This window comes from Ensifer sp. 4252 (assembly GCF_050434565.1).
Lineage (GTDB): Bacteria > Pseudomonadota > Alphaproteobacteria > Rhizobiales > Rhizobiaceae > Ensifer.
Genome location: NZ_JBNDIU010000024.1, coordinates 77,036 through 92,549 on the forward strand (window position 1 = coordinate 77,036; position 15,514 = coordinate 92,549).

Genomic DNA, 15,514 nt, shown 5'->3' on the forward strand with positions numbered 1-15,514 from the left:
GACCTCATCGCTTCGTCTGTCTGGCATCGGCCGTTCGCCAGAAAGGACGTTTGATTTCGATGAGTTGACGTCGGGAGTCGCCAGCTTTCGCCCTATCGCGAATTAGTGCGACCAAGTCCGCCTTAATAATCGCGTCGGACAAGAAGTAGCTATGACCAATGAAGCCGCCCTGATCGGAAAACTCAATGAAATCGACCAACTCCCCCATGTGCGATCCGGCCCATTTGGACGCACTTTCAATCTTGTCCTTCGGAATTCTGCCTATATCGAGCTGGCCCAGCCGCAATGCGCTGCCTGACATCAGCGTTGATGCCTTCAACGCTTCATCCCGGGGAGATGAGTAAACTGTGAGGTGGGTGGCACCCTGGGACAGCAACTTGCTTGGAGCTGATTTGCTGCCGAAGGCAAGGTCCGGGTCCGATATCCATGCAAACAACTTGGACGAAGCCACATCCAGATCGATATCAGGCGCGAAGAACACCGCATTCGCGATCTTGAAACGCTGCCATAGAGAGGATCGGCTTACATAGGCTTCGATAGCGAGTTGCTGGATCACGCTCGCAAGCACATCGGTTCCACGGCTATGCGCCAGAAGGTGAAGCCGCTCGACACCTGTCGTTCTTGCGATGATCCGAATGGCCTTCTTGAAGTCAGCGACGGCGAACTCGCCCGACTCGCGGTCGATGTTGTAGCCAAAGAAAGAACCGCCCGAGCCAGCGGCAGGCCATGTCATGACAACGCAGACAAACTCGTCCTGCAGCGATCTGCAGATTTCGGCAGTGGCGAGCGCGGCGTCGTCGAAGCTGTTGTTGTATCCGTGAATGAAGACGACGACTTCCTTGCGTTTGGCTGTTGCGAGACGACCAGCCACTTCGGCCTGGAGCAATGCGACAGCTTCTTCATGCGCGGCGACTGCCTGCGGCGTTCGGCGTAGCCCGTTCGCCGTTGCCACGACGCCATAGGGCGTTGCCGGAAACCGTCCGGTCTCAAATGCGGCGCTGACACGCCGTTTGCTCTTACTGGTGGAAGAGTTGTCTCCCGAAGCGATCGACACGGTACCGAAGCTCAAAAATATCGCTCGCTCGGAACCGTACGACAGCGAATTGCCTGAAACGATTACGGGTGCTCGATCCGTGATGTAAAGGAAGCTGGAGGCTCCTGAATTGTGTTGCGACCGGACGGTCTGTGCGCTCTGCTTTACCGATGATGCGGTCGCGGGCATGGTTGCAACCTGCAGATCCTGCGTGGCGCACCCGGCAAGGCAGACAAGCAAGAATGCTTTCAATGCCCGACAGGAACTCATCTGGAGACAAGCCTTGTCCAGCCCGAACGACTTGGCGGCGGAACCTGGATGGTGCGCGCCGCCACACTCATGCTGTGCCAGGTGTTGATCGCCATGATCAGTCCAAGAAGGGCGGCGCATTCATGGGGCGAGAACATTGTCTCGCCCTGGATGATCGCTTCTTTGGCATGCATATCTATGCGAAACGCAGATCCGATCATCTGAGATGCGCGCATGTGGACAAGGATCAGTATTGTCTCTTCGATCGATCCCTTCTTGATCTCGTTGCCAAGCGCCATCACGGCTTTGACCAGGTTGGGCGAAAGCTGGAAGTAATTGAACCGTTGGGTCATGGCGCTTCACCCTTCAGCGCGAGGATATGGACGGACACCTTCGCATTCGCGGCGGTCGCTTGTTATCGTGGCCGAAGTGCACTCAATCCGTCAGATATACATTCGTATGTTCTACGTCCGGCTAAGGGGCGGCCCAGACAGGGCGTCGGATTGAAAACGAAGCCCTTCGAGCTATAATGCAGCCATTCATTCATAAAGGCTGTCGTCGGACAGTATCGGGGTGATGTCCTGCTTGTTAACCGTCGTCGTCTTCAGCGGAGCGACAGATGTCCAACGACAATGGACTGACGAAAGACGCCTCTTTTCGCGAAATCGCACCGGATTGCGCCGAACTCGCGCTCGATCTTCTCGAAAACATTCCTGGTCACGTGTGGTCGATGGATTCGGCTGGGCGGTTCATCTATCGCAACAGGAGCATGGACGCCTATTTTGGCGGTGGCCTGTTTGACCACGGCGCATGGCTTGAATGCGTTCACAGCGATGATCGACGCTATGTCGCTAACAGCTGGCAGCAAAGCATGGAGACCGGCGAACCATTCGACAACGCCCACCGTCTCCGTGGCTTCGACGGCGAGTTTCGATGGTTTCGGGCTTCGGGCCGTCCCTCAAGGGATGCACGCGCACGCGTCACGGCCTGGCACGGACAGACCATCGACATCGAGCACCAAAAGAAGGCCGAGGAGAACTTGCGCGCGCGTTCGGTCGAACTATCGCTGCTGGTCGACATGGTTCCGAGCAATCTTTGGCGCCTGACACCTGACGGCACCACGACGCTCGTCAACAGACGCATGGCGGACTATCTGGGCCTTGACCTGCCGAATGTGAGCGACATTGCATCCGTCATGGACACGATCTTCCATCCGGATGACGCTGATGCCGTCTATGCCGAGCTAACCCGCTGCCTTGCCACCGGAGAAAGATTTTCGATGAGGTATCGGCTGCTTCGGGCGGACGGAGTTTATCGCTGGATGTCTGGCCGCGCGGAACCACTTCGGGATCAGGACGGTACCATCGTCCAGTGGTTCGGCCTGTGCCACGACATCGAAGACCAGGTGCAGACAACAGCCGCCTTGCGCCGTTCCGCCGAGAAGCTCGCTCGCGCAACCCAGGCCGCCAATCTGTCGCAGCTTTCCGCCTCGATCGCCCACGAAGTCAACCAGCCGCTGGCAGCCATCGCCACGGATACCGACGCATGCCTGCGCTGGCTTTCGGCCGATCCTCCAAACGTCGAGCGGGGAAAGCTGGCGGCGCGACGCATCACCCAGGATGTCGTGGCGGCAACGGAGGTCATCAGTCGCATTCGCGCACTTTTCCAGCACGAGCCTCAGGCGAGGACCGTCGAAGATGTAAACCGCCTCATTCATGAGGTGCTCGACCTAATGTCGGACGAGATCGTGGCGACGACGACGCGCATCGACATGGACCTCGACGTCCATCTTCCGCCGGTTTCGCTCGATCGGGTGCAGGTGCAGCAGGTTCTGGTGAACCTCATCCGCAACGGCATCCAGGCGATGGACGCGACAAATCCCCTGCGTTCGCTCAAGATCATGTCGAGCAGCGAGCGCCCTGGCACCATCCGGATTTCCGTGGAGGACGCCGGAAACGGTTTCAAGGACCCCGAGCGCGTGTTCGAACCGTTCTTCACGACCAAGAGCAACGGCATGGGGATGGGGCTTCCGATCTGCCGGTCAATCGTCGAAGCCCATGGCGGTCGTCTCTGGGTCGCAAACAACGGAACTATCGGCGCGACGGTCGCTTTCACTCTGCCCGTCGCCTAAGCCGTACCCGGTCCAGCCGGTCGACCAAACCTCCTGCCGCGAAGGCTCGAGCGACCACGTACACGGAAAGGGCCCAGGCCACTACCGTCATCGCGATGCACACGGTTGCGAGGGTTGCGTAGCCCGAGGCGTCAATCACTGCCCCGGCAAAAAACGGCCCTGCGGCAAATCCGAGCAGGTAGGCAGACCCAGCCGCGGCCGCCCAACGTCCGCTCCGGTCCAGCGCCGCTGCCATACCGAACAGATAAGGGAGGGAAAAGTAGTACAGGACGGCGGAGGCAATGACCGCGACGCTGTAGGCCACTGGGTCTTTCCAAAGGCAAAGGATGAGGGCGACGATCCCGTAGCCGAGGCAGAACGCGGAGATCGGGATCGCTCGTCCCCAGCGGACATTGAGTGCGGTGGCCGCGCCCGCGCCGGCAAGGCTGACGATGGTGGACACCGTGAGGATGTAGCCGACCGTGGCCGTGTTCAGACCGATGCGCTCGCCCATGGGCCCGCTGAACGCGAAGAGACCGGCTGTGACTGCCACGTAGAGAACGATTGCGGCAAAGAGCAGGCCTCCGAGAAGCGGGACGGACGGCACCGCAAGGGTCTCTGCATGCCTCAAGGCGCGAAGATCAGGTATGAGAAGCAGAAGCGGTGAAAATGCCAGCGTCAGGCCCGCGATGAGAGCGAATACGCCCCTATGGGCATAGGCCGCCGTCAATTCGCCGCCCATGCTGAAAAGCGCCACGCTGCCGACTACCCAGACCAGTTGGAACCAGCCGAAGACCCTTTACGGGTTGCGGCAACGCGAAGCGACGATGCAGAGCGACATGGCATAGAGCGCACCCTCGCCAATGCCGGCCAGGCTCCGAAGAAGGATAAGCGCGGCCCAACCGTCGGCGGCAACCGAAGCTGTCTGGGCCACCAAGGTGAATACCAGCGCAAATATTGCGGCGCGCCGGGAGAAGACCCGCGGTAGCACCGGCGCAATCAAGATCGCGGTGGTGGCCAGCGCCAGAAGTTCGGCAGAGGCGACCATACCAGCGTCGCGCTCGGTCAATGCGAGACCGTCGATCAGTCCTGCGACGACAAAGGGCGACATCTGAGGGACAAGACCGCCGATCACTTGGCAGGCCGTTGCGCCAACCACGAGCGAAGTCGGATCGCGAGGCGTGAAGGAATTGATTGCAAGATTGGCCATGGCTCGGTCTCCCGGCCGGTTCCGCGATCGCCAGCTTCCAAACCTACCATGCTTGAGGAGGATGTGGACATCCCCTCCCCTAAACAGTCAATCGCCTGCAAATGCCGCAAGCCCTGTGTCGAGATGTCCGAAGATCTCGCATGCACTCCCGATTGGACAGATGCGGCGTCCCCATCGGATGGCGTCCCTCCGGAGGGTCGTCGGTTCCCTCAATCCGTAGCGAAGCCGTGCAGAAGGGCTGCAAGCGATCAACGGTGTTTTCTGGCGGCAACCGCCGCAACGCGTGGGTTTTCAAGCATCTGGCTTTTGTGCCGCTGTCACTGCGGTCTTTGCCTCTCGGTGTGGCCGCGCGGCGGCACCGGAGGCAATGGCGGGTGCCGATGCGCAATCTATCCGCGCACCGGCAGGACGTCGGGCCTCAGGCAGCGGCCTGTGCCTGCTGCGCATTCCAGGTCCTGAGGTCAAGTTTGCCGAGCTTGGCCGGCCCGAGAGGAACCAACGACTGATCATCGACACGCGAGCCGAAATACTTGGCGTCGGGGTCGGGAACAACATTGCGACCATCGCCGATAGCGACCAGGTACTCGGCAATGAAGTCGTTCATCGGCTTCTTTTCGGGACCGGCGATTTCGATTGTCCGGTTGTCCGGCTTGCCGATCGCCGCTTCCGCAACAAAGCCGGCGACGTCGTCTGCCGCGATGGGCTGGAACGCGCCCGACGAGACACGAACCGTCCTGTCCACCGTCGCTTCGTCGGCAATGCCGCCGAGGAACTCCATGAACTGGGTCGAACGCACGATGGTATAGGGAACGCCGCCCTTCTTGATCAGGTTCTCCTGCGCGACTTTCGCGGGGAAATAGCCGTTGTCGGGCGACCGCTCGATACCGACGATAGAAAGCGCAACGTGGTGGGCGACACCGGCCGCCAGTTCGGCCTTCAGCAGGTTTGAGGTCGACCGTTCGAAGAACGAAAGGACGGCGCTCGGCTCGAAGGAGGGTGAATTGCTGACGTCGATCACCACCTGGGCGTCGGCCAGAACATCGGCCAGTCCTTCACCCGTGAGCGTATCGACGCCCGTCGATGGCGCTGACTGTACGACATCGTGGCCTTTGCTTCTGAGGCGCTCTGCAACCTTTGATCCGATGCGGCCGGTGCCGCCGATAATGACGATTTTCATGGTTATGCTCCTTGCAAGCTCGGCGATGGTTCATCGCGACTGGTTTTGACGAAGGATGCTATTCCGCGGGCAACACCATCTCCGTTTCGGTAGTGTCGAGAACGAATACCGCCAGGATCTTCGCCGGTTCGCTGTCGCTCGCGTTGGCGCTTACGCGGTGTTGGTCACCCGGAACCTCGGTCCAGTTCTCGCCGGTCCTGTAGACCTTGACCGGACCATCGTTGATCTGGCTCTTGATGCTGCCTTCGATCACCGTGGCGTAGATGAAAGCGCTCTTCGGGTGCGTGTGTGACGGGTTGTGCCCGCCCGGGCCGTATTCGACCAGAACGCCGCGCATGCTCTTGCCGGGTACGTTCGGAAGCACCTGGTCGAACACCACCGTGACCTTGGCGTTATGGGGCTCGTCGGAAGCGGCGACAGGCCCTGGGATCAGCGTCGTTAACAGCAAGACACTCGCTAATCTTCGCATCGATTTCTCCTCCCTTCGCATCGTTGGTAACGCGTGGGATGGTATGACCGGCATCAGGCACGCGACAGATATACGTAGGTTTGCCGTCCGGAGAGGGGCAGCCTTGACCGAGAATGCCCGCGTGAAAAGGGCGTCAGCCCTTCGCGCTCTCCTGGGGGCCTCGAAAGATGGAACGGATTGCATGAAGCAGATCCAGTCTGCGCCGCTCACTCTGGTTCGCAGGCAATTGCGGGCTTTCTCCAGCCGCCTCACGCTGCGCCAGGTGGGCCGCCAGATCCTCCGCAATTTCCGGACGCTTCGACAACAGCGGCGCAAACGCGTCAGGACCGATCTCGTAGACAGCGAGACGGGTAACCGCATGGAGGCCATGCTCCTCTTTAATTCCGGCAAGCAAGCCATCTTCACCAAAGAAATCGCCGGGAGCCAAGCGCACGATCTCCGCCTCGCCGCTCTTCATCGCTACCACGCCATTCTTGATGATCATCAGGCTGGCAAGCGGCCGGCCCTCTCCGACAATTTCGGTTCCCGCGGGAAAGCTGCGTAGCGCCGCCGCGGTGGCAAGTGCGTCGCGTTCTTCCTGGCTCAGGTTCGAGAAGATCGGGATCGCGTCGATCAGGTCCCGTGCCGGCGCGCCTGAGCGACGCGGATCGGAGCTGGTGAAATCCAGCGCCAGCGGGCTGTTGGCGGGCATGGCCAATTGCACCCCGTTTGCGCGCCAACCCGCGTTGGGCCCGGCTCGTCACCCGGAACTGGAGCTCCACCGTGATGGCGCTCGCATCGATCCCCACCACTGCGACAATCGGGGGCGGCTGTTTCACGATAGCACTGCAACTGTCGAGGACCGCATGCATCACGTCGACGATCACCCTTTGCATCCGGGTCGGGGCCACGCGTATCGAGACGCGACCTTCAGTTCCGTCACTCAGATCCAGTCGCCAAGGACGTAGGGGCGACCGAGGGTCAGCGCTATTCCCGAGAAGACATCGCTCAACGTGCTCTGCAAGGCGAGCCCGAGGATGATCGCGATGATGCCCGAAGTCGCCAGCAAGCCGCCAATCGGCACGCCGAAGACGAACGCCAGGATGGAAAGCAGATAGACGACGGCACCACGAGATCCTGGATCAATCGCGCTTCTCGCGGTCGACCGTCGAGGACCAGGTAAAGCCTGACGAACCCGATCACGGCCCAGGAAAGATGGACCCACCACAGCGTCTTGGCCGCCATGAACAGCGTTTGTGTCTTGCCGAGATTTGCCGGATCGAAGCGAAACGGATTGATGCCGCTGTAAGCGAGCGCCGCGGTCATTGCCGCAAAGAAGGCAATCTGCACCACCAGCCGCGCCGTCGGACGCAGCCTGCCCTGAAGATGCCAGACAACGATTCCAGCGACGCCAAGAATACAGACGAGCATGAGAAGAAGTTGCGTTTGTTGGTCCATATTCAGTCTCCGGCGAAACCGTGCGTGCTCCGTCGTTCAAGCCAGGGTGGCGCGCATTGGACGCGAGAGCCCCGATCTTCGGATCTGGCCCCAAGCAGGTTCGCGACCGGATCAAATCCCCTGGCGGCAAAAACGCTCGTCGACCGGGATCGCGCTACAGCCGTCGGATGGAACTGATCAGCCTGTTGCTGTTCAACGGCTTGCTCAGAAACTCCAATGCCCCGCCCTTCAACGCTGCCGTCTCGGCTTCGGCATCCGCGTAGGATGTCATGATCAATACGGGCTGTTGGTGCCCTTGCGCCCTGAGGACTTTAAGCAGCTCCAGCCCGGACATGCCCGGCATACGCAGATCGCTCAGAACGCAGTCGGCCGTTCTATAGCCTTCCCGAGAGATGAAATCTTCAGCGGACTCGTAGACTTCGCCGACGATACCTTCCGTTTCCAAAAGATCCTGCACCGCCAACCGCAGATTGCGATCGTCATCGATTATCGCGACAGTCTTCGCTCGAGATCCGGACATCCGTGGCAATCTCTTCTGAAACGGGGCCGTGTCGGGGGTCGTCTCGCACGTTCAAGCCGGCACAAGCACAATGAGCGGCGTCTTCTCAGCTTACCTTCGCCAGCGTATCACGATTGTATTCGTCCAAAAGATATACCAACGTTTGCATCGCCTTTAATGCGTTGGAAGAGACGAGGGCGTGGCCGCCCTCGGCGCCATATGTATGGTCCGGCGCCTTGAACCGGCACTCCGGTATTTGCGGACGCTCGGCGCGCGAAGGACAAGACGAAGCGATGGCCTCCATGACGCCATCGCTCGGCAGAACCAGCGGTCAGTAATCCCAGAAGATCGGCACCCACCGGAAGCGGTCGCCTTCGACCGCCACATGCCCTACGGACGGGAATGGCAGGTGGGTGGCCACCAGTGACGATCCTGTCGCCGCCAGTTCGGTCAAAAGACGGACCCGAACGCGCGCTGCCTCCTCCGGGTCGTGTTCGAAGCCGTTGTACCAGTCGGGGTGGTCGAAGGCGACCGCGAACAAGGCGTCGCCGGCAAACATCAGCCGGTCGCCGCCCGAGGCCACCCGGACCACGCAGTGTCCCGGCGTATGACCGCCGGTGCGCTGGGCAACCACACCCGGCGCCACCTGACACTCATCGTCGAACGGTTGCAGGTGATTGCGGTACTCGTTCGCGAACCGCTTGGCCGTGGCCCGCAGCGCATCCGGGAACCCTTGCGGCATGACGGCGTGGGTGAAATCCGGCGCTTCCCAGAATTTGATCTCGGCGGCTGCCACGTGGATCCGCAAGTCCGGGCGCAGTTGCTCCTTCACGCCGTCGACGAGCAGTCCGCCGATATGGTCCATGTGCATGTGGGTCAGGACCACATCGGTCACGGCGCCAAGATCGACGCCCGCGGCCTCCAGCCGCCGGATCAGCTGACCCGCGCGCGGCAGGTTCAAATCCGGGTCCAGGCCGAGCCCCGCGTCGATGAGGATGGTTTGGGCGCCGCTGCGCACCACGACCACGTTCAAAGCCCAGTCGAGCGTATCCGGCGGCAGGAACATGTCGTCGAGCCAGGAGGCCCGATCGGCCGCTTCCACATTGTGTCCCAACATCGTGGTCGGCAACGGCAGCACGCCGTCGCTGATCACCAGCACCTCGATGTCGCCGACCCGTACCGCATAACGCGACGGAACCAGTTCGTCGCGCGCCGCCCGGCCGCGGCGGGTGGGGTCAAAGGTCGTGTCTTTATCCTGCTCACCTATCGCATGGGATCTTGCTTCGGCCTGCGCCATGATACCCTCCTGTTTGCCTGATCGAGACGTGTCGCCACGGTTACGCGGTGGACTCTAAGGTCGCGGAGCGTCGAGGGTCGAGCTATACCTGGGTTTAGGACGGTCGCTTGCGGCCAACGATCGTCACCCCGCTCAGACGTCATGCATTCGTGCGCGGATGCATCTGGCGCGCCTTCGCGCGGCGCGCAAACCCGACCTTGATTGCCACCAGCAGGGGTGCGGCGACGACAAACAGAAGGGCCACAGCGTTGAATGCGGTGTCGAACGCTATCACGACGGACTGACCGGTCACGGAGCGGCCCAGAAGTGCGATCGCGGCGCGGCTGGCGGGAACGGCATCCATGCCCCTCGCCGCCAGCATGGCCGTGGTGCTCGTCAGACGTTCGATGACGGCCTGGCCTCCCGCATTGATGCTGGAACCGAGGACCGCAACATTGCCGGCCACGTTGTGGTCGATGAGCGTCTGCAGGCCGGCAACGCCGATCAGACCGCCAAGCTGGCGCCCGGTGTTGAAAAGCCCGATGCCGGACGCGAGGTTTCGGCCGCTGAGATTGCTGAAGGCGATCAGCGTGATCGACAGAAACAGGAAACCAAGGCCAAGGCCACGCAGGAGGATCGCAGCCATCATGTCGTCCGCGCCGCTTTCACTGGTCGACCCCGACAGCATCCACATCGCGACCATGATCAGGAGGATACCGAAGGGCACGGTTGCGAACGGAGCGATACCACGCACCTGCATGAGAAAGGCGGCAAAGAGCAGCGCCCCGACAAAGAGCGCGCCGCTCGGCAGGAGCAACAGGCCCGCTTCCGTCGGCGTGAACGCCAGAACGGATACGGCAAAGGACGGGATCAGGAATGCGCTCCCGAACAGGGCCGCCCCGGCGACGAAACTGACGATGAAGGCGAAGGCGAAGTCTTCCGACCTGAACAGGGTGAGATCGAGGAGGCCATTGCCCTTGCGCAGCGCCTGCTGCCCCAGAAACATGAGCAACGAGGCCACGCCCGTAACCGAGAGCCAGAAGATGCGTGGTTCTTCGAACCAGTCCCAGCGGCTTCCCTGGCTGAGGACATAGGCGCAGCAGAAAAGTGCGACCGAGATCAGTAGCAGGCCGATCCCATCAAAGGGACGAGGCCGCGCCGTGTGCGGCGCCGGATCGTCGACCATCAACAGAAGTCCACCGGCGGCGAGCGACAGGATGACATTGCAGTAGAAGATCCAGGTCCACGACTGGCTGTCCAGCAGCCACCCCTGAAGCGCCGGGGCAAGCGTTGCGGGAGCGACCACGGCACCCATTGCAAACAGCGCCTGGAGAATGGGCTGATGCGCTCTGGGAAAGGCAAAGAAAATGGTGGCCTGGCCTGCAACAAGCAGGATGCCGCCAGCGAGGCCTTGCACGACCCTGAGGGCAATCAACAGATCGAGCGATGTGTTCACGGAGGCGATCCCGGACGCAAGTCCCATGATCAGCGTCGAGGCGATGATGAGACCGAGCGGTCGCACACGGCCCAGTATCGAAGCGGCAACCATGAAGCCGATGAGCTTGAACGCCGTGTAACCGACGTCGAGCCAGGCAAACTCGTCCGGGGTGGCATAGATATCGCCGATGATATCGCCGCGTCCGAGCGAAAGAACGGTGCTGGCGATCGCCTCGGTCAATGCCGCCAGCACGATACCGACCACAAGCAGCGTGCCCGACGCAGACGCCTCGCGGGTGCTCGCCGTGGTGACGGACGTGGTCATGGCCGGCTCCCGAGGTCCACGTCGACCCGTGCGGACAGACCCGGCACGAGGCGCCCGGTCAATGGATTGCTGGCAAATCGGATTTTGACCGGCACCCGCTGGACGACACGAACGAAATTGCCGGTCGCATTGTCCGAGGGCAGCAGGCTGAAGGCCGAGCCGCTGCCCGGCGCAAAACTGTCGACCGTGCCCACGAGGACCTGGTCCGGATAGCCGTCGATCTTGATGCGGACGCGCTGTCCTGGCTGGATCTGCTCCAGTTGCGTTTCCTTGAAATTGGCAACAACCCACACGTCGCCGACCGGAACGATATCGAGCAGGGCGGTTCCCGGAGCAACGAAGCGACCGACGCGAACCTGACGGTTGCCTATAACCCCACCGACCGGGGCGCGAACGACCGTGCTCTCCAGATCGATCTGAGAAAGGTCGCGCGCTGCTTCCGCCTGTGCCACGGCGGCGACGGCGGCTTGCCGTTGTGCTGCGAGAACGGCGATGCGCTGCTTCTGCGCCTCGACCGTCGCAGAGGCCGCCGACACGCTTGCCTCGGTTCTCGATCGCGCCGCATCGCTTTCGTCGACATGCGCCTGGCTGATGGTGTTGCTGCGGATCAGTTCGCGCCGCCGTTCATAGGCCTTGGCGGCCAGGTTCATCTCGGCAACGGCCGATCGTTTCTGGGCTTCGGCCTGACGAATGAGGGCGTGCTGAAGCTCGGTCTCCGCATCGACATTGACAAGTCGCGCCCTGGCGGCCTCGACATTGGCCACCGCCTGCGCAAGGCGGGCCCGATGGTCCCTGTTATCGATCCGGAAAAGCACGTCGCCCGCCCGAACACTCTGGTTGTCCCGCACTTCGACGGCCACGACGTACCCGGCAACCTTCGGTGCAAGCGAGGTTACATCGCCGCGGACGTAGGCGTTGTCTGTCGACGCCTCATCGCCCGGACGGGCCCAGGCCCAGCCGCCGGCGACGGCCACGACAGCACCGAGGCACAGCAGCGCGCCAAGTTTTTTCCTCTTGCTGGATCGCTTCGGGGCGACGCCGGCTGCGGCAGTTCCTGTAGCGGTGGCAATCTTGTCCTCAAGCGTATCCATTGTCCCAGTCCCTGTTAGATGTCGGCGGCTGCAAAGCGACCTCACGGCAAGGAGGATCCCAGCGCCGCCTGTCGAAGCGCGATCGCGGCCCGCGTTCCGGTGTCTGCCACTTCAGTGCCCGACCTGTTGGCCGACCCAATCATCGAACCGAATGGCGCCGAGCCGGGGGCTCTTGCCAGGGGTCAGAGATTGATCGTCGAGCAGCGCGCCGAAATAGCGTGCGTGAACGTCCGGCACGACCTTCCGGTCGTCCTTTGTCGCCCGCAGGAAATGCCTGACCACCTCGTCAAGCGGTATGGCCTCCGGTCCGGCGACTTCGATCGTTGCGTTGTGCGGCGGCGCCAGCGCGACATCGGCAAGAGCCACTGCCACGTCGTCGGAAGCGATGGGCTGGAACAGCGCCGGCGACAGGCGAATCTCTCCGTCCACCGTTGCCGATTGCGCAATGCCGCCGACGAACTCGAAAAACTGCGTGGCCCGCAGGATGGTATAGGGGATGCCGGATGCCTTGATGAGGTTTTCCTGCGCGACCTTCGCCCGGAAGTAGCCGTTATCGGGCAACCGTTCGCTGCCGACGATTGACAGCGCGATGTGGTGGCGCACGCCGGCGGCAGCCTCCGCCGCCAGAAGGTTGCGCCCCGACGTCTCGAAGAATTCGAGAACAGCGTTGTCTTCCCAGACCGGGGCGTTGGCGACATCGACGACGACGTCGGTCCGATCCATCGCTGCGGCAAGGCCTTCGCGCGTAATCGTGTTGACGCCGGTATTCGGCGCGGCGGCGAGCACATCGTGGCCGCGCTCGCGCAGGCTCTTTACAAGTTTCGATCCGATAAGGCCGGTGCCTCCGATGACGACGATCTTCATGGGTTCACTCTGCTTTTTCTCGACCGCACTATTGCCGCCGATCCGCACCGAGAGTGCCCCCATGCTGCAGGGAAGTCCTTGGGTCTGTCTTGAATTACCCTTGAGGATAGCTTGATTGTCTGTCCAAGCGATTGTGTGATCGTGGCAGGATGCTCCAACGACGCGATGGCGTGGTAGGTATTCGCGGATGGGTATCGTCGGCCGGGGGAAAGCCGGCCAGGAGGGCTTACGGTGCAATTCAAGTTCGCAGACTATCTGCTCGATCCGGAACGCCGGGAATTGACCCTCAGCGGGCGGGTTGTCGCCGTCGGTCCGCAGGTCTTCGACCTGTTGGTCCATCTCATCGAGAATCGCGACCGGGTCGTCGGCAAGGATGATCTGCTGCTCGCCATTTGGGGCGGCCGGATCGTTTCGGAATCGACGATCACCAGCCACATCAACGCCGTTCGCAAGGCCATCGGCGATAGCGGAGAAGAACAGCGCATGGTGCGCACGGTTGCTCGTAAGGGCTTCCGCTTCGTCGGCGAGGTCTGTCTTGTCGATGTTGGAAACAGCACCCTTTCGCAAGGTCCGGGACTTGCCGTCGGCAGTTCCGACGAGGCAAGCTTGGCGCCGACCGCGCTCCCCCTGCCCGACAAGCCCTCCATAACCGTCTTGCCCTTCCAGAATCTCAGCGGCGATCCGGAGCAGGAGTATTTTACCGACGGCGTGGTGGAGGACATCATCACCGCGCTGTCACGGTTCCGCTGGCTCTTCGTCATCGCGCGCAATTCCAGCTTCACCTACAAGGATCGTGCCGTGGAAGCGAGCGAGGTGGGCCGCGAGCTTGGCGTGCGCTATGTCCTGGAAGGAAGCGTGCGCAAATCCGGGAAGAAAGTGCGCATCACCGGCCAGCTCGTCGACGCCACGACCGGAGCGCATCTCTGGGCGGAGCGTTTCGAAGGAGCGTTCTACAACCTATTCGAGCTGCAGGACAGCATCGCTGAAAGCGTCGTCGGCGCGATCTCGCCGCAACTCGAACGGATCGAGATCGAGCGCGCCAAGCGCAAGCCGACCGAAAGCCTCGATGCCTACGACTACTATCTTCGCGGCATGGCGAATCTGCACAGCGGGACCCGCGAGGCGCTCGAGGCAGCGCTGCCGCTGTTCTACAAGGCCATTGCGCTCGATCAGGAGTTTGCCTCCGCCTATGCAGGCGCTGCCTGGTGCTACTTCTGGCGAAAGCTCAACGGATGGATGGTCGACCGCACGGCCGAGATCGCCGAAGGCGCGCGACTGGCGCGGCTTGCTGTGGAGCTTGGCCGGGACGACGCCGTAGCCCTGACGCGAGGCGGCCATGCACTCGGCCATCTCGCCGACGACCTCGATGGCGGCATTGCTTTGATCGACAGGGCGCGACTCCTCAATCCCAACTTCGCGCTTGCGTGGTTTCTGGGCGGCGTGTTGCGGGTCTTCCGCGGCGAGGCGGACAACGCGATCAAGGACCTCACCCATGCCGTCCGCCTGAGCCCGCTCGATCCGGAGATGTTCCGAATGCAGATCGGAACAGCCATCGCCCATTTCTTTTCCGGGCATTACGACGACGCGCAGGTCTGGGCCGAAAAGGCACTGGCAAATCTTCCCAGCCTACTGCCGGCGGTCGCAGTGGCTGCGGCGAGCCACGCGCTTGCGGGCCGCTCCGAAGAGGCAGGCCGCTACATGCAGCGACTGCGGTCGCTGGATCCGGCGTTGCGCGTTTCAAATCTCAGGGATTGGCTGCCGATCCATCGGCCGGACGACTTGGCGCGGTTTGCGGAAGGATTACGTCTGGCAGGGTTGCCGGAGTGACGGCGGTCCCGAGCAATCGGCATGGCTAGAGCGAACCTGGGTCCGCGCCAGCGATACGTGGCCAGAGCGGTCCATGACATCGCCCGGCACATCGAGCGCAATCGTGCCGGACCTGTCGGTCCGTCGATCGCAGCAGGGTTTGGCGGCGCGTCCTTTCGGCTTTTGGCTAGCGCGCACGCGATCGACGCCCGACGACGTTCATTTGAAGCTCGTGGCAGGAGGCATGCCGCCCAAGGAGCAAAAGCAGCCTTCGCTCTTCCACTTCGCAGATGCCCGTTCGTCTGCAGTATTCGGACACGTCGAACAACGGTCGCGCTTCCGGAGCAATCAAGCTTATCTCAGTGGATGTCATGGAGTGCAATCCGCCTGCCGTCGTCCCGAGCGCGATGTGATGGATAGATCCACATCGCCGCCGATGCATGTTTGCAGGCAGGCTAGGCGATTGAACCAGTCGCCGGAACTATACGGTCGTTTGGTCCGTGCTGCGTCGGGCACGGCGCCATGGCGCAA

At 62.0% G+C, this 15,514-nt stretch carries 13 protein-coding genes and 1 pseudogene; 2 read left to right on the top strand and 12 right to left on the bottom strand.

Features of this window, described 5'->3' with window-relative positions; translation table 11 throughout:
• Nucleotides 1-4: 4 nt before the first annotated feature.
• A complete protein-coding gene (locus ABIE33_RS30020) occupies nucleotides 5-1,303 on the bottom strand; it encodes an alpha/beta hydrolase (RefSeq protein ID WP_429131825.1) in 1,299 nt (432 codons plus the stop codon).
• The gene (locus ABIE33_RS30025; RefSeq protein ID WP_429131827.1) at nucleotides 1,300-1,635 is read right to left on the bottom strand and encodes a carboxymuconolactone decarboxylase family protein; all 336 of its coding nucleotides are present in this window, start codon (nucleotides 1,633-1,635) and stop codon (nucleotides 1,300-1,302) included. Before ABIE33_RS30025 ends, ABIE33_RS30020 begins: the two co-directional genes overlap by 4 nt.
• 266 nt (nucleotides 1,636-1,901) lie before the next feature.
• Between ABIE33_RS30025 and ABIE33_RS30030 the strand changes: the two genes are divergently transcribed.
• The gene (locus ABIE33_RS30030; protein ID WP_429131829.1) at nucleotides 1,902-3,413 is read left to right on the top strand and encodes a PAS domain-containing protein; all 1,512 of its coding nucleotides are present in this window, start codon (nucleotides 1,902-1,904) and stop codon (nucleotides 3,411-3,413) included.
• Here ABIE33_RS30030 and ABIE33_RS30035 read toward each other — a convergent pair.
• The 10 genes and pseudogenes from ABIE33_RS30035 to ABIE33_RS30080 form a co-directional block, all read right to left on the bottom strand.
• Nucleotides 3,394-4,149: a hypothetical protein gene (locus ABIE33_RS30035; protein ID WP_429131831.1), complete on the bottom strand. Its 756-nt coding sequence runs from the start codon at nucleotides 4,147-4,149 to the stop codon at nucleotides 3,394-3,396. The genes ABIE33_RS30030 and ABIE33_RS30035 overlap by 20 nt on opposite strands.
• Nucleotides 4,150-4,191: 42 nt before the next feature.
• Nucleotides 4,192-4,602 (bottom strand): hypothetical protein, encoded by a 411-nt coding sequence (locus tag ABIE33_RS30040; protein WP_429131833.1) that lies wholly within the window; start codon nucleotides 4,600-4,602, stop codon nucleotides 4,192-4,194.
• A gap of 418 nt (nucleotides 4,603-5,020) precedes the next feature.
• Nucleotides 5,021-5,779 carry an SDR family oxidoreductase gene (locus ABIE33_RS30045; protein ID WP_429131835.1) on the bottom strand — a complete coding sequence of 253 codons (759 nt, stop codon included), beginning with the start codon at nucleotides 5,777-5,779 and terminating at the stop codon, nucleotides 5,021-5,023.
• A gap of 58 nt (nucleotides 5,780-5,837) precedes the next feature.
• On the bottom strand, nucleotides 5,838-6,248 hold the full coding sequence (locus ABIE33_RS30050; RefSeq protein WP_429131837.1) for a cupin domain-containing protein: 411 nt from the start codon (nucleotides 6,246-6,248) through the stop codon (nucleotides 5,838-5,840).
• Between the two features lie 133 nt (nucleotides 6,249-6,381).
• A pseudogene (locus ABIE33_RS30055) lies at nucleotides 6,382-7,685 on the bottom strand (mechanosensitive ion channel family protein).
• Between the two features lie 154 nt (nucleotides 7,686-7,839).
• On the bottom strand, nucleotides 7,840-8,205 hold the full coding sequence (locus tag ABIE33_RS30060; RefSeq protein WP_429131839.1) for a response regulator transcription factor: 366 nt from the start codon (nucleotides 8,203-8,205) through the stop codon (nucleotides 7,840-7,842).
• A 310-nt stretch (nucleotides 8,206-8,515) separates the two neighbouring features.
• Nucleotides 8,516-9,481: an MBL fold metallo-hydrolase gene (locus tag ABIE33_RS30065; protein WP_429131841.1), complete on the bottom strand. Its 966-nt coding sequence runs from the start codon at nucleotides 9,479-9,481 to the stop codon at nucleotides 8,516-8,518.
• Between the two features lie 139 nt (nucleotides 9,482-9,620).
• The gene (locus ABIE33_RS30070; protein ID WP_429131842.1) at nucleotides 9,621-11,222 is read right to left on the bottom strand and encodes a DHA2 family efflux MFS transporter permease subunit; all 1,602 of its coding nucleotides are present in this window, start codon (nucleotides 11,220-11,222) and stop codon (nucleotides 9,621-9,623) included.
• On the bottom strand, nucleotides 11,219-12,313 hold the full coding sequence (locus tag ABIE33_RS30075; RefSeq protein WP_429131844.1) for an HlyD family secretion protein: 1,095 nt from the start codon (nucleotides 12,311-12,313) through the stop codon (nucleotides 11,219-11,221). Before ABIE33_RS30075 ends, ABIE33_RS30070 begins: the two co-directional genes overlap by 4 nt.
• Before the next feature lie 111 nt (nucleotides 12,314-12,424).
• On the bottom strand, nucleotides 12,425-13,177 hold the full coding sequence (locus tag ABIE33_RS30080; RefSeq protein WP_429131846.1) for an SDR family oxidoreductase: 753 nt from the start codon (nucleotides 13,175-13,177) through the stop codon (nucleotides 12,425-12,427).
• Nucleotides 13,178-13,408: 231 nt separating this feature from the next.
• Here ABIE33_RS30080 and ABIE33_RS30085 point away from each other — a divergent pair, with 231 nt between their 5' ends.
• On the top strand, nucleotides 13,409-15,004 hold the full coding sequence (locus ABIE33_RS30085) for a winged helix-turn-helix domain-containing tetratricopeptide repeat protein (RefSeq protein WP_429131848.1): 1,596 nt from the start codon (nucleotides 13,409-13,411) through the stop codon (nucleotides 15,002-15,004).
• Nucleotides 15,005-15,514 lie beyond the last annotated feature (510 nt).

Bases quoted from the DNA above. Each gene is read 5' to 3' on its own strand.
- ABIE33_RS30020 (WP_429131825.1), bottom strand. From the start codon at position 1,303: ATGAGTTCCTGTCGGGCATTGAAAGCATTCTTGCTTGTCTGCCTTGCC.
- ABIE33_RS30025 (WP_429131827.1), bottom strand. From the start codon at position 1,635: ATGACCCAACGGTTCAATTACTTCCAGCTTTCGCCCAACCTGGTCAAA.
- ABIE33_RS30030 (WP_429131829.1), top strand. From the start codon at position 1,902: ATGTCCAACGACAATGGACTGACGAAAGACGCCTCTTTTCGCGAAATC.
- ABIE33_RS30040 (WP_429131833.1), bottom strand. From the start codon at position 4,602: ATGGCCAATCTTGCAATCAATTCCTTCACGCCTCGCGATCCGACTTCG.
- ABIE33_RS30045 (WP_429131835.1), bottom strand. From the start codon at position 5,779: ATGAAAATCGTCATTATCGGCGGCACCGGCCGCATCGGATCAAAGGTT.
- ABIE33_RS30050 (WP_429131837.1), bottom strand. From the start codon at position 6,248: ATGCGAAGATTAGCGAGTGTCTTGCTGTTAACGACGCTGATCCCAGGG.
- ABIE33_RS30060 (WP_429131839.1), bottom strand. From the start codon at position 8,205: ATGTCCGGATCTCGAGCGAAGACTGTCGCGATAATCGATGACGATCGC.
- ABIE33_RS30065 (WP_429131841.1), bottom strand. From the start codon at position 9,481: ATGGCGCAGGCCGAAGCAAGATCCCATGCGATAGGTGAGCAGGATAAA.
- ABIE33_RS30070 (WP_429131842.1), bottom strand. From the start codon at position 11,222: ATGACCACGTCCGTCACCACGGCGAGCACCCGCGAGGCGTCTGCGTCG.
- ABIE33_RS30075 (WP_429131844.1), bottom strand. From the start codon at position 12,313: ATGGATACGCTTGAGGACAAGATTGCCACCGCTACAGGAACTGCCGCA.
- ABIE33_RS30080 (WP_429131846.1), bottom strand. From the start codon at position 13,177: ATGAAGATCGTCGTCATCGGAGGCACCGGCCTTATCGGATCGAAACTT.